Raw genomic sequence first — 19,414 nt, forward strand, 5'->3', positions numbered from 1 at the left:
AGTTTGTCTACAGTCTGAAAGCCCACCTATTAGTGGGCTTTTTTATTTGCGCTATTGTTTTTTTAATCTACTCAAAAAAAGATATTCTATATTTGCAAAGCGTCTTCTCATAGCGATAAGGAGGGCGTTTATATGGATAAAGAAATCATTGAGGATTCAGATAGTTTTGAGAAAAATTATAAACTTTCTGAACTTTAGAGCCAATGTAAGACGAAAAATACCTCTCCAACAATAGATTTTGGCATAGAAGGCAAGAGTCTGATTTAATTTCACTGTTTTGCAATAATTGAAGCAAGACACATTGGTTAGTATTCTTGAAATAATCGCTATTGGAAAAAGTGAATTTCTTAACACCAGAGAAGTTTGCAAAAAAATGGTGTAAATTGATATTATCAAGTTTTAAATATACAACATCAAATAAAAACATTTAATCTGAAAATAAAAAATATAGTTAATAATAGTTAACCTATTTCCAATTATTTAAAAAGAGAGTTTATTATAAAAATAGTTAAAGTATAGGAGGTGTTATATATGGAACAAAAGGATCTATTCGAACTTGAGATTACTCGCGAAAACATGGAAGTTGATTTAGCTGAACTAGATGAAGCTTTATCTCCAACTGACTTCGGAGGCTCTATCAATTTGGTTGATAAAGTTTATTAATTTCAATAAACACGGAGATAGATACTCTGTTTACAGAGTATTTCTATCTCTTATTTTTTATCTGATACTAATAATATTTTGTATATTCGAGGTGCAAATATGGACATAGATTATGATGTGGTAATTATAGGTGGAGGACCTGCTGGGCTCTATTCAAGTATTATTTTACAAAGAGGAATACCAACTCAATCAACTTCAGAAAACTTAAAAATTGCAGTATTTGATTCTGGTCCTATGGGTGGATTAGCAAATTTTGCATTTATACAAATTTCAAAAAAGTGGGCTTTTTCGGGTTCAAATGTAAAAATGAGCTTTGTAGAGGAAGCTAAAAGTATTGGGATAGAGTTGCATGAAAATGTTCATATCAACAAAGTTGAAACAATTGATGATGAGAATAATCCACACTTAGCTCTCTATACAGGTACAAAAAAAATTACTGCTAAGTATGTAATCGTAGCAGTAGGTATAATGAACAATCCATTTGTTTTACGAGATCCTAAAGTAGTCATTGGTTTACATACTCCTCAGCACATGGTAGAAGAACTTGAGTTGAAAAGCATGAAGAAAATTATCATCTATGGGCCTTATGAGGCTTCCTTAGTCGAGTTAAAACATTACTTCGAACTAAATGGCTCTTTTGAAAGCGTATTAGTGAGGACAATGGAGAAAGAAGCATCTGATTTGTTAGGTGGCATTAGTAGTAATGAATATGAAAAAGCGGATTGTATTTTATTAGATTATAACTCTTACAAAGTTATTAACGGGGCAACGCAGCTACTAGAATTAGATGATGTTAAATATAAAAACGGATTTATCTTAACAGATGAATTTGGAAAAACCCATAATGATTTAATCTATGCTGCTGGTACAGTATCAGAGCCAACGACGGGGGTATTAATCTCATTATCCTCAGCAATCTTAGCCTCATTGTCAGTAGGTAGAAAATTAAGAAAAGAACTTATTTCTGAACCATCTGGTCGGTTCCCATGGTTCCCTAGAGAAAACGATTGGGAAGCATCTTGGATGCCATATTTAGAGGATTTAGGGGTAAAAAAAGATGATTGAAAAACTTAGAGACAATTCGTTCTTTGAAAAAATAATTAAGCTGAAGGGACCTTCGATTGTTTATAATCTCGATTTTATCAAATTCACAATCGATTCCATACGGGAGGATATTAGTAATTATGTTGAAAATAAATCTAACATAAAGCTATTTTATTCATGCAAAGCTAATACAAATCTTGAGATTTTGACCTTTTTAAACCCATTGGTAGACGGTTTTGATGTGGCCTCTAAACATGAATTCCAAAAAGTTAAAGAATTTAAAAATAATATAAGCTTTACATCCCCTTATATAGAAGTGGAAACACTCCAAGAGGTATATTCCACCAATAATATCTTCGATTTTAATTCGATTAGTCAATTACAACAATTTGCTCCTCATCTAATAAATAAGGAGATTGGATTACGTATAAATGTTGATTTAGAAGATTCAAATAAAACGATTTTTGGGAAAAAAAGCAGGTTTGGTATTAATTTTAACGATAGAAGACTAGTTGAAATCATAAAAATTTATGCATTAAAAATTAAAAAAATCCACATTCATACTGGTGAAAAGAATATCTCTATAAGCAGGAATTTAGTTAAGTTAATAGAAGAGATACTATCTAATGAACTCTATAATCAATTGGAGATTATAGATATTGGTGGCGGTTTTTTAAACCTTTATAAGAAAAAGGAAGACGTTGAAACTTTTTGGTGTATGATTAATGATTTTTCTAATAATCATCCTGAATTAGATTTAATCATTGAACCAGGAAATTTAATTCTTGCGTTGAGTGGCTACTTAGTTGGTTCAGTAGGAGATATTAGCTTTATTGAAGCTAATAATCAAATCGCCAATCTTACCTTAAATGTTTCAAGACATAATATCTTTACTTGGAATAAGCCAAACCTTATCTTCCCTCCCAAAACTGTAGAAAATGATACTAATGCGGTTTTATGCAATATTCATGGATCTACCTGTTATGAACTTGATTTCTTTGTTAACAATATTTTCTTGGATAAAAATTATCTAAAAATCAATTCTAATTTTATATTTGGTCCAGTTGGTGCATACTCTAAAGCGAATTCCAAGCATCTGCATGATTATCCTTTTCCTAAAGAATATTATTTTATAGCAGGAGATATCATTGAAAGGGTGAAAATATTTAGTGATGTCTACTTTAGTTGATAAGAAAATTGAATTAGAAATTGAGCTTGATGAATTAATTAAATTAAAGCAGAACTTTAATGTCGATCATGTGGAAATACCTAATAATTTAAACTTTAAGGATTTGTTGAAAGTTGAAACGATTTTAGAAGCGATTGCTAATGAGATTAGATTTGAGTGGAAAAAAAAATGTTTTCTTCACACCGAACATGTTTATAAGTCTCCTTCATATCCTCAAAATTTTTGGACCTTAAACAATAGCATGGTTGATTTTAAATACGAGAGAGTTATCAATTATAGATCTTGGGAAGATAAACATTATATTAATATAAACAACTTTAATGGTTTTTCAATGTTCTTTTCTAGTGGAATGAGTGCCATATTTAATGTTTTACATTTATTGAGAATTATGTTTAAAGGGGAACTAAATGGAGTATTCCTGGGAGATTATTATGAAACAAGAACTTTATTAAAAAATTTATCTATAAAAGATATAAACCATGTACATTTAAATGATACAACTTTATTAAATAGCCTTAACAAGGTTGACTTTCTTATAGTAGAACCGGTTAGGTATAACACTACACTAGGCGTAGTTGTCGAAGAAGATATTATCAGTTTTATAAATCATCATAAATCTGTAAAAGCTATTGTTATTGATTTTACTCTCTTATCTAAATTTTTTAATATAGAAAAATTTTTGGATAAGATTGATAAAAATATATTTATATTCTTTATTAAATCGACCCTAAAACTAGATCAATCTGGATTAGAAATCTCTAATAGTGCTCAATTATCTCTGTATATAGAATCGGGTAATACTATACCAGAATATGTTGAGAAATTACGAACTTTATTAGAGGGCCAAAGGGGAGCTTTAGGTAGTTCTCTTTCCTATTATGAGGTTTGTCAGTTAGATTACCCAATGTTTAATACAGATATAAACTATATTAATGAGGTATTAGATAATGTAACATTCTTTGTAAGCTGTTTGAAGAATAGCAATTTAGAAGTTATACATCCTTCTCTATTAAATCCAAAATATAAATCACCATTCTTATTTGTTAAGACAGAAAGTAATGATTACTTTTATAAATTTATGGAGTACCTTGATTCATACTTAGAAAATAATCATATTCATATTCCAACACGTAACAGCTTTGGCTTTCGAAATATTTCTATGGAGGTTGTTCAAATGAATAAAACCGATAATATACTAAAAATTGCTCCAGGTAAAATAGACGGAATAAAGCAACATACCTTAATCGAAGGAATTTTGAAATTTAACAAAAAATAAGAAAATTGAAGGTTTTAGATATGATTATAAATAAGAATTTTTCAAACCTACTTTTTGGTAGGGTTTTTGTTAATATGGGAGATAGTTTATATTTTATTACTATTATGTGGCTAGTTTTTGAATTAACTCGAAATACATTATTTACTGGAATAGCAGGGGCATTATTTATGTTGCCGGAAGTCTTTTCATTTTTTTACGGACCTATTATTGACAGATGTAATAAAAAGAGATTTTTAATTATTTTCACTTTATTACAGGCTTTATTAATGTTAATTTTATATTTACTGTATTCTTCTGGTGGAGATACTGTGGTCTACATTATTTTATTTATTATCCCATTTCTTGCTTTTCTTTCAGAATTTACTTATCCTATTGAAAACTCATTAATTCCTAGATTTGTGGAAAATAAGGATTTAACAAAAGCTAACTCCATTATGGCGATTGCTGCCGATGGGATAGACTTATTTTTTAATGCAGTATCTGGAATTTTAATTGCAGTTACCTCCGTAACTTCAATTTTATTAGGTAATGCTGTTCTATTTTTACTCGCAGCTTTACTTTTCTTTAGACTCAAAATAAATGGAAATCATCAGTATGCCAAAAAGTCAGAACATGAAGAAGAAAACACATACTTTACAGACCTAAAGGAAGGTTTAAAGTTTGTTAAAAAGAAAGAGATACTAGCGTTGATTATTCCGTTTCTTGTATTAAACCTATTGTTAGCAACCTTTACTGTAAATTTACCAGCAATATCAACAACAATTACGGAATCTGCGATTTCTTATGGATTATTGCTAACAGTTTCCGGGCTAGGAAGTGTGGTAGGGGCGTTTATTAGTAATTTCGTTTCTAAAAAGCTGAAAATTGGTTCAATTATCATAAGTACAGTTTTGTTTTATGGGCTATCATGGCTAATTGGAATTTCGATAGGTGGATTTTTTATTTATATTTTTTCTTTTTTAGCTAGTATATTTATTGGAATCATAAATGTTATTTTTACAGTAATTTTTCAAGAACTTCCTCCTGAAAATATGTTAGGTCGAGTGAATACAACTATCAAAACATTAATTACAATTTTTATGCCAATTGGTGCCTTACTAGGAGGATGGCTACCGACTTTTTTAGGTTTAAAAAGTACGATAATAATGAATGCAAGTTTGATTCTTATTCTAGCGTTAGTACTTCTTTGTATTAGTTCTATAAGAAATATGGTTATAGATATAGAAGAATTAGAGAACTAATGAAATCTATCTTATTATCATTGTTTACAAATAGAGATAAATGAACTTGAGGAAACTTATTTCTCAAGTTTTTTTAGATTTAATTAAAAAGCACGGTACACTTACTTGAACAATTAATTAACTTACAAAACAAAGTTGGTCAATTTGTCTATTCTCACAAGAATATTACATCAGTTAAGAGTGTGAGGTTAAAGCATGAAAACTTCAAGTTTAGAAATTTACTTATATAGGTATTGATATAAATGTTGGTAAAAACGAAAACTATTACCCTGTGCTAGAAAACGTTTTCAATAATACCAATATTTTTATGATGTTTGATCTAATTTCTATCTAGCATTAGGCAATACTGTAAAGTGTTTTTACTTTGTTATAAAAACTGAGACACTGATCTTTTTTTGAATCTAATCCTAAGAAGGCAAACATTTCAGTTATATTTAAAACAGCTTCTTCCTGACACTTGCCACCTATTAAATCTAAGATAGCTGTAAAATATTTTATCATTGCTTGTATGTACATGTTATCTACTACATCTAATTTAATTTTGTTCAATTCAGTTAAATAAAATTTAGCTCTACTAATTTTTTTAGATACTATTTTTATTTCTAAAATATTAAACAACATTAATGCGACTTCATTCCGGTATCGTTTTATATTTTTTAGCATAAGAAGTGTGTTCTTTGCTCGTGAATATACCAAATCAATTAACTCGTTAGAATAGAAACTTAAAGTATTGGTAAATAATGTAACCTCATAGTATCCCCAATTATTACAATTCATTAAATAGTTTTGAATGACATCTAAATCTTCGCGATATTCAGTGGTACCGTTCAGATCATCTATTAGAAGTGATACTAAAGCTTGATAATGTCTAAATTTTTCGTTACCAGTTATCAGATAGTCCTTTTTAGCGTCAATTGTTATTTGTTTTAAAGCAGCTAGATCTTTATTATAGTAAGCCTCTATGTATTTTCGAGTGTAAAGTAAATCCTTGTTTCCATCATTTTTATAAATTACTTCAAATTCTTCTAAGGTGATGTTCAGTACATTTATAATTTCAAAAAATTTTTCTACAGTAGTGTCACTTAACCCCTTCTCAAACTTTGCAATTGCAGGTCTGCTTAATATATTTTTATAAACTTTATTAGAAGGGATATTTTTACTTATTCGAATATCCCTTATTACTTTACCTACATACATTTAAATACCTCCCTCAAAAATGTTAGTTAACTATTATTAACATTCTAACATAATTTATATCATTTTTGGAATAATAGTAATATATTTCTAGAAAGGGGCTGGGTAAGTGTATAAACTGTTTGTATCTTCATATTTATTAATGTCTAATGAATCATTAACTTTGTTTAAACCATTAATCTGGGATTTAATCGGGGGATAAGTCAGTTGTTTTCAACTTTTTAACATACTCGGTAGATTCTGCATATTCACTAGCTTAGCAGCACCTTATTAAAGAATGATTTCAAATTTAAATGAGGGTACTTATCAATGTTAAAGCGATGAATAGCTATCTTAACTCAATAGACGAATGTATTTAAGTAAATTTAAGTATGTACAGCAATGCGGGCTAATCCGTTTAGAGAAATGCACATAAATGTTATGGAAAATATAAAAGTACTACATAGCATTTTTGATAATACAAATAGTGTCAAAATGTATGATGAGTTGAGTAGTGTTACAGAATATAGTGAATAAAAAAACTAGTTTGTAGCTAGAAAAGAAAGCCTTTAAATGAAACGCTTCTCATGAGGATTATCACCGGATTTTAAGACGGAGCTTATTTTACAAATAGGTGGATTAGATAAAATTCATTAATTGAGTAATCTATAACAGTATCAAAACGAAGGAAGTTACGTAATTAATAAAGTTATTGTTTCGTATTGTTAAGCTGAAACCTACTAGCGCTTTAAACGCGAAGTCATCCTAAAATATATTCATCCAATTCATAATAAAATAGCTTGTGGTGAGAATATTACATCCACAGAATTTGAAATAATTAAGTCATTAGCTATTGCTAAGCAGGCGTTCAATTTATTTTGTGGGCGAAAAGCTACTACGAAAATGAAGTGGAATTAGTTACTAGAATATTATTATACATATTTTTTACACAGAGGAGCTTGAAATCAATGTTCCAGAAGTATTTATAAGTACTCTAGGGGCGTAACTAGGTTCAGATAGAATAAGTTTAAATTATTCGAAAAGTGCTTCAAACCTTGGATATCTAGGATTTGAAGCGCTTTTTTTATGGATAAGTTAGAAAATAAAAAGTTGCTTCACATTTTTTTTAGTAGGAGAAGGATCATAGAGACGCCAATTGACGGTTATTGCCCTAAGCTAAAAGGGGTAACTATTTGCATATGATTAGCTAAAGTCCTCATTACACCACTATCTTTGAACCCATTCATCTCTTAATAAAATGAAATGGTAGCAAAGTAGATCTGAATGAAATTATTGAAATTTTAATGAAAAACGGAGAAATTTGTTATGGATCGGCACGAATGATTAATGCTGTACAGAAAAAAATAGAAATGAATGTTATCGAATAAAATACGCTCGGCCTTCTATTAATTAAAATGGGTGAATTTAATAGAAATAGAAAAGATAGAATTACATTTAAAATATCCGGTAAATGCTAATTAAAATACTAACATTTACCGGATATTTTTATGACAAAATTTACTATATTCGGGAATTATTATACGAATTGTCTTTTATGGCATCTATCAACTTGACAGAAATATAAATGGGGAGTACTATCTATTAGTCGCTAAAAAAGCTATTGTGACGTAACATTTTTTTGAATGCAATGCAATACTTATAATCTAAGTTAATATACATCTGGATTTAAATTCAATAAGTAAAAGGTAGGTGCAAGAAATGAAAAATCTAGTAAGTAAAAAAGATGACCTATTGAACAACTTTTTTGGAATATATGTAGTAGCTGTTTTAATGTTATGGATTAAAACATATATCTCTCAACAAACACAATTTGACCTAGGCGTGGAAGGAATCATTCAACAATTCCTTTTACTAATCAATCCACTAGGATCAGCAATGCTATTTCTAGGGTTTTCATTTTTATTTAGAGGAAAGAGAAAATATACATCACTAGTTGTAGTTTACACTTTGATGTCTATTGTTTTATATGCCAATATTGTTTATTATCGATTTTTTAGTGATTTTATAACATTACCTACACTTTCCCAAACGCAGAACTTTGGAGATTTAGGTGGTAGTGTTCTTTCTTTATTAAAACCGTATGATATCTTGTTCTTTGTAGATGTATTTGTAATGTTTTACCTACGATTCTCAAGAAAAATACAAAAAAACACCATTCGATTTGGAAATAAAAAAGCAATGGCAATCATTGCAATTGCATTAGCTATATCAATCCTCAATTTAGGATTAGCTGAAACTAATCGTCCACAACTATTAACGCGAGGTTTTGATAGAAACTATATTGTGAAATATCTAGGAATGTATAACTATACGATTTATGATTCAGTAGAAACGATGAAAGCATCTTCACAGAGAGCTTTAGCAGATAGTAGCGATATTACAGAAGTGACTAACTATACAAAATCTAACTACGCCAATCCTAATGAAGAATATTTTGGTGCAGCAAAAGGAATGAACGTTATCTATTTACATTTAGAATCATTCCAAAACTTCCTTATCGACTATAAATTAAACGGTGAAGAAGTTACACCATTTTTAAATTCTTTAACAAAAGATAAGAATACACTGTATTTTGATAATTTCTTCCATCAAACTGGTCAGGGTAAAACGTCCGATGCAGAATTTATGTTGGAAAACTCTTTATTTGGCTTGCCACAAGGTTCTGCTTATATTACCAAAGCACAAAATACGTATCAGGCAGCGCCTAGTATTTTAAAAGATTATGGTTATACATCTGCTGTATTCCATGGTAATAACGGAAGCTTCTGGAATAGAAATGTGATTTATAAATCCTTTGGTTTTGATAAGTTCTATGATGCTAGTTATTATAATACGGGCACTTCAGGTGACATGGCTGAATATGGACTATTAGATAAACCGTTCTTTGAACAATCTCAAAGTCTTTTAAGTTCCTTACCACAACCGTTTTATACGAAATTAATTACGGTAGGGAATCACTATCCATATAAAATGAGCCAAGATCTAGTAACAATAGATAAAGCTAATACTGGAGATGCAAGTGTAGATAATTATTTCCAAACTGCTCGTTATGCAGATGAGGCAATCGAACAAGTTTTCCATCAATTAAAAGAATCAGGCTTATATGATAATTCGATGATTGTTCTTTATGGTGACCATTATGGTATTTCAGATAATCATAATAAAGCGATGAGTCAAGTGATTGGAAAAGAAATTACACCATATGAAAGTACTAATTTACAACGTGTACCATTATTCATCCATGTTCCTGGAATGCAAGGTGGAACCAACCATAATTACGGTGGCCAAATAGACCTTCTTCCAACGCTATTACATTTACTTGGAATTGATACGCAAAAATTTATTCAATTTGGTTCAGACTTATTGTCAGATGAGCATGATGAAATTGTACCATTTAGAAATGGCGATTTTGTTAGCCCTACGATTTATTCAATTAATGAAAAGTTTTATGATAATAAAACAGGTTTACCACTTGATGATAGTCAATTAGAGTCTGCGAAAACTATCAAAAATGAAGTAGATCGTAAATTGCATTTATCTGATAAAGTCGTGAATGGCGACTTATTGAGATTTTATACGCCAACAGGTTATACGCCAGTTGATCCTTCTCAGTATAAGTACGCCAAAGATGACAATGTAGAATCGAAATAATGTTTGCAATTTGCTAGGCAGTTCAAGAGAAATGTGTTTGATATCAAAGAGTTTATGATTCGATTGCTCTTATGATATTTTACCGTTATCTTGAATTGCCTTTTTTATAGGTTATTTTTGGGTAAGAACTAAAAGTTTACCCCAACATTTATAATGCTGGTGAATCAGCTAAGTAGCATATATAAATTAAGCCTTACAGCCACAACTGTAAGGTTTTTTTAGATGTTAAGATATGTTCACCAGTATGAATAACAGGGGAAGATTAGCTTCGAAGGGTGTTTGTGATTAATTGTTCTGTTTTTATTATGTAAAAAAAGCCACTCAGTTGAGTGACAATTTTTGATAAAATAATGACTATAATTGACTCAAGATAGTCTTTTTGTTAATTGATTAGCCGTACTTTTTCTAACAAAGTAAAGAAAAATTAGTTGAATTAGGACAACAACTATTAAGGCAATACCCAAAATAACGAAGGTTATCATTTTTATTTCAGGTGTTTGAACAACCCCTGCTCCATCAACATTTCTTGCACCAATTAATATTGCTAAAGCACCAAAAATAAATAACCATACAATATTGATTGCCCACCATATTTTCATAGACAAAATAAACACCCTCTTTCAATTTATTTTTCCCTTTTATAATATAATAGTACCAATATTTGTCTATATAAGAAACATACTCTAGGCGGTACTTCCTCTCAGCCTTAAGACCGATTGACAACTTTGCTCAGTTGGAGAGATTTTTTTATACAATTCTTCCCTATATCTACAGCTCAATAGTTCCATATTGTTCAATAATCATTTTTTAAACCTTTCATAGGTAATTATGGTGGGCTTTTCTGTCATAAAATAATTCTTTATCTTTTCATTTTACGAATATATGCTAATTGTCCAATATGGTAAGCATTATGAGTCGCGGCATTCGATATTATAGCCCACCATTCCGCTTCCACTGGATATCCATTTACAGGAGATACAAGTTGCTCTTCCTCAATTAGTTTCTGCCATTGCAGTAGTGTCTCCAACAATCTATCTTTTAACTCCAAAAAAGTAACCTTTTCTCGAACAAGAAAAGTATCCGCATTGCTTTGAGTTTGTGGACTAGCATGTACTTGATTTTCCTTATACCTTAATTGCCAAGTTTCATTCCAGTAAATGAGATGTTGGACAATTTCAGCAATACTATGACTGGAATCATCAGGTTTCCAAAATGCTTCTGTTTCGGATAGACCATCAACTGCTTCATGGAATGAAATATACCAGCTACGATCATTTGCATTAGCTAGAAGTTGATCCAACAATATCGTTTTAGCATTGGCCATTCACTTTTCATCTCCTTAATATTTATTTTTTCTTAATAGTATATCATTTCGATGAATAGACTTAGAATTAATGTTAGGCAGAAAATGGGGAAGAGAGCAAATAGATATGTTAGCTAATAGTAAGCACTTGGGGAACTAATATTCACACAAAAGACGGCGATTGGAAGGTTAGGTTGATGAAAAGGAAAATTGTAGCATAAGTAATTTGTGTATATAGATAATACAAACCTTGTCGCTGACGGTTTTGATGAAGAAAAAGGGGGTGTTTTAGATAGAAAAATCTCGCCTTTATGGTTTCTTGTATGTTTGGGCTACGAGGTAATTTTTAAGTTGCTCAATTACATCCGTACCCCTTCAAACGCATGCTAATATCATCGCTGTATGCTAATAAAAATAATTATAAAATAGTTCCTCTTAAATTAAAATACATCGGCAATGAATCTTCCTACTCCTCTAAACATCCAAAAAATTAATCTGAATGGGAATAAGAACAATTCTGGGAACCAAGATAGCCCATCAAGAAAAAAATCTAAAAGGGAGTTACTATTATTTTTGTTTCTTCTCGTTTTGCTATTCTTACTTTGCCACCATTCCTTCATAGGACAAACCTCTTTTCCGATAATTCAGTTGAATACTATAACTTTTCTTAAGTAAATTTACGTTCTAGATTTTATTTAGTTTCATTTTTGTAGTATCTTCATCCATCACTTTGTTAACTCACCTTATACTGTTTACATTTTTGAAAAATATTTATTCACTTCAATCGACCTTTCATCAAATAAGAGCAGTGTGTGGATATAAGGAGATCTAAAAATGGATTTTCATGCATGCCCTTTAGTAGGTTACTTTTTAGTGCCCATCGTACTTTACGGTGCCCATATTACTTTAAAGTGCGTACTTTTTTTTTGAGTTTAGATGCTCCATAATCAATCTTGTTGGTATTCATTCCTACTGACAAATTAATTTTCAATTAGATTGAGCACAGATATTAGGAGGGTTTATATATGAGAAATATATTGCAAGGAAAACTAGGTTTTGGTACTGCACCGCTAGGTAATATGTACCGTAACATCCCGGAAGAAGAAGCTATCGCAACTGTAGATGCAGCTTGGGAGAGTGGCATTCGTTACTTTGACACAGCTCCACTATATGGGTCTGGCTTAGCAGAGATTCGTCTTGGAGAAGCCTTATCAAAAAGAAACCGCGATGATTACGTTTTAAGTACAAAGGTAGGTCGAATTATTTCGGATGAATTGGAAGATCCATCTGCTCGTGATTTAGGTGAAAAAGGCGGGCTTTTCGAATTCGGTCGAAAAAATAAAATTATCAATGATTATAGTGCAGATGCAACCCTTCGCTCGATCGAACAAAGTATGAAACGTTTACAAACAGATCGTCTAGACTTTGTATATATTCATGATTTAGCGCAAGACTTTTATGGCGATGAATGGATTGCCAAATTTGAAACTGCTCGAACAGGGGCATTTCGTGTTCTAACACGTTTACGTGATGAAGGAGTCATTAAAGGGTGGGGACTTGGAGTAAACAAAGTAGAGTCAATTGAACTCATGCTAGACTTGGAAGAAGCAAAGCCTAATGTTTCCTTGTTGGCTGGTCGTTACACTTTATTAGACCATGAGCGTGCATTACAACGAGTAATGCCTGCAGCTGAAAAACATAACATGGACATTGTTGTTGGTGGACCATATAGTTCAGGTGTACTTGCTGGAGGTACGCACTTCGAATACCAAAAAGCGTCACCAGAAATCATGGCGAAAGTGGCGAGAATTAAAAGTATTGCAGATCGTCATCAAATTAGCATTAAAGCGGCTGCTTTACAATTTTCATTGGCGAATCCCGCGGTTGCTGCTGTCATTCCTGGTGCAAGCAAACCCGAGCGCATTGCAGAAGACAAAGCTGCATTGAACACAGTAATCCCAGCAGCATTCTGGGAAGAAATGCGTGAACAAAAATTAATCGCACCTAATGCACCGCTACCAATCAACATTAAATAAAAGGGAGTGAAAGGTATATGGCACATACTACTACATCTATTAACATTTCAGCATCACCTGAGCAGGTATGGCAATTAATTGGAGGCTTTGATTCACTTCCAGACTGGTTACCTTATATACCAAACAGTAAAGTAAGTGAAGGTGGGCGCGTACGTCATCTAGCTAACCCTGATGGTGATACAATTGTAGAGCGCTTAGAAGTATTTAATGATAAGGAGCACTACTACACATATTCAATTATGAAGGCGCCATTTCCGGTTACTGATTATTTATCTACCATCCACGTTAAGAAAGGTACTGATGGGCAATCATCATTGGTAGAGTGGTCTGGCAGTTTCACACCTGTAGATGTTAGTAATCAAGAGGCTATAGAGCTATTCCATGGCATCTATAAAGATGGCTTAAAGGCATTACAACAAGCATTTTAGTTTTCAGTGCTGTAAGCTCTGAAAAGACTGAATGAAGAATTATTATAAGTCATAAACATAATAGCCAGGTGCTCATAATTTGAGAACCTGGCTATTTTTTATATTAAAATACCAATATCTAATTACTCATAGGATTGGGAATTTATAATGGAATATAGATTTTAATGATATGATCATGATTGTTCATAGCCGTTAGATCTTCCCATTGTTCTATATCGAATAGGCGCGGCGCAACATAGTTATTTTCTTCTAACCATTCATTCATAGCGATGTAGGTACTATCTATATTTTCCTCAGGTCCTCGGTGCTTAAATACTAAAAATTCACCGTTAGGAATGGTATGTGTAATCATAGCATTTGGGACAACAGAAAAATCTTTTACTTCTACTGCAACCATATGTGTATAGGGGGTATCCGGTGTCCATTCTTCTTCTTCATATACTTGAATAAGAAAAATGCTATCATTCAACCTATTTTTTATTAATGGAAGTTGAGTTAAAATTTGTTCTCGGAGATTTTTTACAATATTGAATTGAATATCCTCGTTAAGACTAGCCTTTGTAGAAAATCCTATAAACTTCATTTTTTGTTTATGGACCTTTTCAACATCTTTTAATAACATTTGTTCACTACCCTTTCTGCTTTAGAATAATCTAATAAAAAATAGTGGGTTCATCGTCAAAAAGGTCTGTTCCATCATCTTTATCTACTTACTAAACCGTTCATCGACAATTAACCTTGCACTTTCTTTTTTGTAGTAATTAGTGTAAAGCCCAACGATAAATATAGAATACTAGTCCAAATAATGCTAAACAATAATACCGAGATAGAGGTCGGTGCCCACACATTAATAAATGTCCAATTTAAGCCACCAAGTAATACTTTTGGCCCCATAAAAATCGCTATTAACAGTATGGCAACGAGTAATGTGTGGAAAGTTAATAGGATGATTCTCTTGTAAGTTAACTTTGTAACTTGGCGCTGTTTTTTATAAATGCTTGTGGCAGTTTTGATTAATAGATAACAGAAAATAAGGCTGATTCCTAAGATAATAGCAATTATAGTCGTAACGATTTTATCTAGCTTTTGATAGCTGCTAATATGTTGAGCAGGTGTTGTTTTACCTTCCCACAAATCCATGACTCCTTGTCCAATAGCAGTTGTAAAGCTTGTATTCATATTGGCTAAGATCGCAACTCCTATTTGATCATCAGGCTGCATGATGAAATACGATGTAAAGGTTGGATTTTCTCCAGCATGGTAAATATATTGCTTTTGGTCTTTTTCTACTACTGCCCAACCAGTTGCATAATAAGTATTTGCATCAAAAGGTGCTACCGTTTGGTCTGGACTATGTGATTCTTCAATCATGTTAGTATCAATGGAATAAATTTCACTATTACCTAACTGTAATTTTAGCCATTTCGCGATATCATTTGCGTTACTAATGATATAACCAGCAGGGATATTTCCACGGTAGATGGGTGGTGTAAATGGTTGTTCTTTGGTAAGCCCTATTTTATAACCAGCAGCCATATCAGTGGATTGTACTTGACGAATTCCTACAAACGATTGATACATACCAATAGGTTCTAAAATTTTTTGTTGGACGTATTGATCAAATGGCAGTTTAGATACTTGCTCAATGACTAGTCCTAGCACATCGTAATTAATCGTTGCATATTCAAAGGAGCTTCCAGGTTCGCGGTTTAATGATTGATCCAGTAATGTTTCGACCGTTAGTTCAAGGGCGTTATCAGCTGTGCTTTCTGGAATTCGGACAATAGAATTAGAAGGAATCCCACTTGTATGTGACAATAGCTGCTGAATTGTAATGACTTGTCTGTTTCCATTATAGGTTAATGTTAACCATGGGATATATTTTTGGATATCATCCGACCGTTTAATAATCCTTGTTTTTCCAGTTGAAGAATGGCAAGGCCGGTAAAAGCTTTAGACGTGGAGCCTAGCTCAAAAAGAGTTTCAGAAGTGACTGGTGTCTTTGTCTTCATATCCGCAAAGCCAAACCCTTTTTGATAGACTGTTGTCCCCTTATCAACGATGACTACCGAAAGGCCAGGGATTTTACTAATTGCTTGTTGTTCTTCAATAAAATGTTCAATTTTATTAATCGTTTCATTGGATGTTGCATATGCGAGTTCTGGTAGCATCGTACAAAATACTAGCATTATAGCAATCATCGCAGATTTTTTAATAAATAGTGACATGTTCATATTTCTCCTTAACAAATAAATGGTTTGTTACAACATGGATTACTATAACAAGCAAATTTTGGCCAAACCATCGATTAACATGACTATTTAATGGAGAAAATGACAATTTTGTCATGTAAGAGAAAAGGGCTCCTCCTCATATCAGATAGGAGAGCCCCAAGAAAATTATTTCGTTTGTTCTGGAAGTAAATCAGTACCATGAATAGTTAATTTCGATGCGGAAATCAGGATGTCTTTATTTTGCAAATAATAAGGATCTAAAATTTTATAAAAGGCTTCCCACTGAGCAGCAGCTTTTTCATCTTCACCTTTTTGATCAAGAGCAATTGCTTCCTCGTAGTGCTGTTTTAATTTTGTGTAATCTGATTCGCTAATGTCAAATTCAAAATCTGTCATATATTCTTCAAAGGAAACTGGCTTATAATGTGAACTAAGCATTTCATAGAATTGATCCCATAGCTTAATTGCGAGTTCTTCATTTTTATCTTTATCTGCCTTTTGCGCTTCATCGTAGATTGCTTTAAGCTTTGTGAGTTCCTCTTTTGTTATGTCTACTTCCATATCAGCCATATATTGCTCAAAAGTTAGTGGTGGGTATAGTTCTTGGAAGTATGGCTCAAGAATAGTAAATATTTTATCTATTTTTTCTTGTGCCTCATCGGATTTATCTTCTTTTGTGAATTTTACCCAGTCACTATAAAGTGCTTTAAGCTGTTCTTTATCTTGATTTTTTATAGTAATATTTCCCTCTAAAAAAGCAGCTTCATTAATAAAATCTTCAAAAGGCTCAGGCTGCCAGTTTGCTAATTCATAAGGTCTTGTGATTTTATTCATTGCTTCGAAAATCCGTTCCATTTCCTCATAATTCTCTGTTTTTTCTGCTTTTCTCATGTCAGTAAAGAGCTTTTCCAATTGAACTAATTCTTCTTTTGTGACTTCTTTAGGTAAGCTTTTTTTATACACATCAAAAGTATAGAAATCTGAATAACTTTCTACAATGCTACCTTCAACAGCAATTTCTTGCCCTTCCACTAGCTTCAATTGTTCGATCTGCTTGTCAGAGAATTTGTGTAAGCCAATAAAATAATTTTTGCCATCAGATCCTTTAATAGAAATGCCATCGCCATCAAAGTACTTAATAGTACCTTTTATTTTTTGTTCTATTTGTATAGTGACATGATTAGTTGTATCTACTGATGTTGCACCAGCTTGAAGCGGGGTCATTACGGCCATTCCTAGTGTTAGTGCGGATGCTAAAATCCAAGTTTTCTTAAAAGGTTTTTTCATGTTTATCCATTCTCCTTTAGGTTAACTTCTGTTACCAATTATTAGACGTTTTACCAATCGAAAAAGTTTTAACTTCTTAAGAAAAATTTTTTTTAAAAAGAGGCATCCCTAGTTTTAGGGAATGCCTCTTTTACATCTCATCCTGAAAATAAATTTTATAGAATTTTCGATTCGTAGTCTCATCATAGCCAACTTCAATCAGATCGTCTATTTGATCGATATGCTGAATATTTACTTGAATTTCAATATTGGAATCAAGTTTAATTTTGCGTTTATATTTCTTTTCGGCTTTTTCTAGCGCACTATCAGAAATAACTGTTTCATAAGGTTTGACTGAGTTGACGAGGATATCTTTTTGAGTAGCATCCGCTTTTTCAAATACTGTTTCAATATAATGGTCAACTTGAAACTCCTCTTCATTTCTAAAATAATCTAAGGTTTTATTTAAAAATCCTAGCTTCTCTGTGTTCGAATAATTCTCTTCTTTTAAAATATATTTTTTGCATTCATTCAACGCTAAATCTGTTTTATGATAATGTTCATCTGCTGCTTTAATCTTTAAAAATCGTTCCTGCCAATAAACGATATCCTCTTTTCGTTTTGTTTTTATGAATACAGCAGGGGGATGTTCTTGTCCCATATCAACGATGATGGCCATATTATTAATTTTTTTCACGTTAATGCCATCAACACCATTGATGATCATTTTATTGTTGTCATTTTTAACATCTAGAAACATTTCTTTTTCATCAATTTTGACAATGGCAATGACCTTTTTAGCCTCATTTACTAACAAACAATTTTCAAACATGCCAATAAACAGTTCTCCACTTTTAATATTTGGATGCTGAGATACACTATGTAAGTGCTTCGCCATATTTTGAGATTGTTCTAGGAAGCTACTGTCCTGCTCAAATATTTTCTTCGAATAAGCAAAAACTTCATTCAGCGCAATGTCAGTTTCATGGAAAAACTCATATTGCTGCTCTAGCTCTATTTTACTAAATGCAAGCTGTGTAAAGGCAGCTTCTAGCATGACCTCTGGTTGTGTAAATTCCTCTTCTCCTAAAATAAGTGTATCGCTCAAAAAATGAATACTATATTGTGCTAATTTACTTTCACTAACTTCTAGCATAAATGTCACCTTCTAATTTTTCATAGTAGCTAGTATACCATATCTTATTTCATAGATTTCAATTATCCTAAATAATGATAGGGTAAAAAAGGGGTAGGAGGAAGGGAATGGATAAACAAATTATAGATATACAAATGGTACATTTACGATCGATTACTATTGAAGATTTTCCATTTGTTTTAAAGTGGAGTAAAGATCAAAAGTTTTGCTTAGCGAATGGATGGGGCATAAAAAGAAGTCCTGAAGAACTATTTCAATGGTGGCTCAATTGTGTGAGGAATGCCTCCGGGGAATTTATTCGAATGGGTATCGAATATAATGGGGTCCTTTTAGGTTACGCTGATTTATCAAATATGAAGCAGCATACTGCTGAGTTAGGAGTGGCTATTGGGGATAGCTCCTATTGGGGAAAAGGTATTGGTACCCATGCGGCAAGATGTATGCTGACGTTCGCCTGCGAAAATTTTAATCTTAAACAATTACTAGCAGAGACACACGAAACCAATGTCCGAGCAAGATTCATGTTAGAGAAAATAGGGTTTATAGAAATGAGTAGAATAGGTAATGAAGAATATTTAGGGAATAACTGTAAACTCATCCAATATAGCCTTCAATTATAAAACCCAATGCCAGCACTCAATTTCTTTGAGGCTGGTTATTTGTTATGGAAAGATGTTGACGTTTAGAAGTTTAAAATACGGTTGCTTGGATAATGATAAAAACATATAGAGAT

16 protein-coding genes and 1 pseudogene are annotated in these 19,414 nt (G+C 32.0%); 9 read left to right on the top strand and 8 right to left on the bottom strand.

Annotated features, from left to right (window positions below; translation table 11 throughout):
* Positions 1-531 precede the first annotated feature (531 nt).
* The 5 genes from AO843_RS25320 to AO843_RS00020 all read left to right on the top strand — a co-directional run bounded on the left by AO843_RS25320 (position 532) and on the right by AO843_RS00020 (position 5,413).
* Positions 532-663 carry a hypothetical protein gene (locus AO843_RS25320; protein ID WP_255350359.1) on the top strand — a complete coding sequence of 44 codons (132 nt, stop codon included), beginning with the start codon at positions 532-534 and terminating at the stop codon, positions 661-663.
* A gap of 99 nt (positions 664-762) precedes the next feature.
* Positions 763-1,728: an FAD-dependent oxidoreductase gene (locus AO843_RS00005; protein WP_054609122.1), complete on the top strand. Its 966-nt coding sequence runs from the start codon at positions 763-765 to the stop codon at positions 1,726-1,728.
* Positions 1,721-2,896: a hypothetical protein gene (locus AO843_RS00010; RefSeq protein WP_054609123.1), complete on the top strand. Its 1,176-nt coding sequence runs from the start codon at positions 1,721-1,723 to the stop codon at positions 2,894-2,896. The genes AO843_RS00005 and AO843_RS00010 overlap by 8 nt, the downstream gene beginning before the upstream one ends.
* Positions 2,880-4,172 carry a hypothetical protein gene (locus AO843_RS00015; protein ID WP_054609124.1) on the top strand — a complete coding sequence of 431 codons (1,293 nt, stop codon included), beginning with the start codon at positions 2,880-2,882 and terminating at the stop codon, positions 4,170-4,172. Before AO843_RS00010 ends, AO843_RS00015 begins: the two co-directional genes overlap by 17 nt.
* Before the next feature lie 20 nt (positions 4,173-4,192).
* On the top strand, positions 4,193-5,413 hold the full coding sequence (locus AO843_RS00020; RefSeq protein ID WP_054609125.1) for an MFS transporter: 1,221 nt from the start codon (positions 4,193-4,195) through the stop codon (positions 5,411-5,413).
* A gap of 336 nt (positions 5,414-5,749) precedes the next feature.
* Here AO843_RS00020 and AO843_RS00025 read toward each other — a convergent pair whose 3' ends face one another.
* Positions 5,750-6,610, bottom strand: coding sequence for a helix-turn-helix domain-containing protein (locus tag AO843_RS00025; protein ID WP_054609126.1), 861 nt, complete (start codon positions 6,608-6,610; stop codon positions 5,750-5,752).
* Positions 6,611-8,305: 1,695 nt separating this feature from the next.
* Here AO843_RS00025 and AO843_RS00030 point away from each other — a divergent pair.
* On the top strand, positions 8,306-10,258 hold the full coding sequence (locus AO843_RS00030) for a lipoteichoic acid synthase (RefSeq protein WP_054609127.1): 1,953 nt from the start codon (positions 8,306-8,308) through the stop codon (positions 10,256-10,258).
* Positions 10,259-10,623: 365 nt separating this feature from the next.
* On the opposite strand, the gene AO843_RS00035 is transcribed toward AO843_RS00030, so the two are convergent.
* From AO843_RS00035 to AO843_RS00045, 3 genes are all read right to left on the bottom strand, one after another.
* Positions 10,624-10,857 carry a DUF3923 family protein gene (locus AO843_RS00035; RefSeq protein WP_054609382.1) on the bottom strand — a complete coding sequence of 78 codons (234 nt, stop codon included), beginning with the start codon at positions 10,855-10,857 and terminating at the stop codon, positions 10,624-10,626.
* A 260-nt stretch (positions 10,858-11,117) separates the two neighbouring features.
* Positions 11,118-11,582 carry a DinB family protein gene (locus AO843_RS00040; protein ID WP_054609128.1) on the bottom strand — a complete coding sequence of 155 codons (465 nt, stop codon included), beginning with the start codon at positions 11,580-11,582 and terminating at the stop codon, positions 11,118-11,120.
* A 419-nt stretch (positions 11,583-12,001) separates the two neighbouring features.
* Positions 12,002-12,181: a hypothetical protein gene (locus AO843_RS00045; protein WP_054609129.1), complete on the bottom strand. Its 180-nt coding sequence runs from the start codon at positions 12,179-12,181 to the stop codon at positions 12,002-12,004.
* 405 nt (positions 12,182-12,586) lie between these two features.
* Between AO843_RS00045 and AO843_RS00050 the strand changes: the two genes are divergently transcribed.
* Positions 12,587-13,597, top strand: a complete 1,011-nt coding sequence (locus tag AO843_RS00050; RefSeq protein ID WP_054609130.1) for an aldo/keto reductase — start codon at positions 12,587-12,589, stop codon at positions 13,595-13,597.
* Positions 13,598-13,614: 17 nt separating this feature from the next.
* Positions 13,615-14,025: an SRPBCC family protein gene (locus AO843_RS00055; protein WP_054609131.1), complete on the top strand. Its 411-nt coding sequence runs from the start codon at positions 13,615-13,617 to the stop codon at positions 14,023-14,025.
* Between the two features lie 142 nt (positions 14,026-14,167).
* Here AO843_RS00055 and AO843_RS00060 read toward each other — a convergent pair whose 3' ends face one another.
* The 4 genes and pseudogenes from AO843_RS00060 to AO843_RS00075 all read right to left on the bottom strand — a co-directional run bounded on the left by AO843_RS00060 (position 14,168) and on the right by AO843_RS00075 (position 18,681).
* Entirely contained in the window at positions 14,168-14,647 is a 480-nt protein-coding gene (locus AO843_RS00060; RefSeq protein WP_054609132.1) for a GyrI-like domain-containing protein, read from the bottom strand.
* Between the two features lie 110 nt (positions 14,648-14,757).
* A pseudogene (locus tag AO843_RS00065) lies at positions 14,758-16,253 on the bottom strand (serine hydrolase domain-containing protein).
* Between the two features lie 171 nt (positions 16,254-16,424).
* The gene (locus AO843_RS00070) at positions 16,425-17,546 is read right to left on the bottom strand and encodes a P-loop NTPase family protein (RefSeq protein ID WP_054609133.1); all 1,122 of its coding nucleotides are present in this window, start codon (positions 17,544-17,546) and stop codon (positions 16,425-16,427) included.
* Between the two features lie 130 nt (positions 17,547-17,676).
* Positions 17,677-18,681 carry a nucleoid-associated protein gene (locus AO843_RS00075; RefSeq protein ID WP_054609134.1) on the bottom strand — a complete coding sequence of 335 codons (1,005 nt, stop codon included), beginning with the start codon at positions 18,679-18,681 and terminating at the stop codon, positions 17,677-17,679.
* 107 nt (positions 18,682-18,788) lie between these two features.
* Here AO843_RS00075 and AO843_RS00080 point away from each other — a divergent pair, with 107 nt between their 5' ends.
* Positions 18,789-19,301: a GNAT family N-acetyltransferase gene (locus AO843_RS00080; protein WP_054609135.1), complete on the top strand. Its 513-nt coding sequence runs from the start codon at positions 18,789-18,791 to the stop codon at positions 19,299-19,301.
* The last annotated feature ends 113 nt before the right edge of the window (positions 19,302-19,414 follow it).

The organism is Lysinibacillus sp. ZYM-1 (assembly GCF_001308875.1).
Taxonomy (GTDB): Bacteria; Bacillota; Bacilli; order Bacillales_A; family Planococcaceae; genus Lysinibacillus.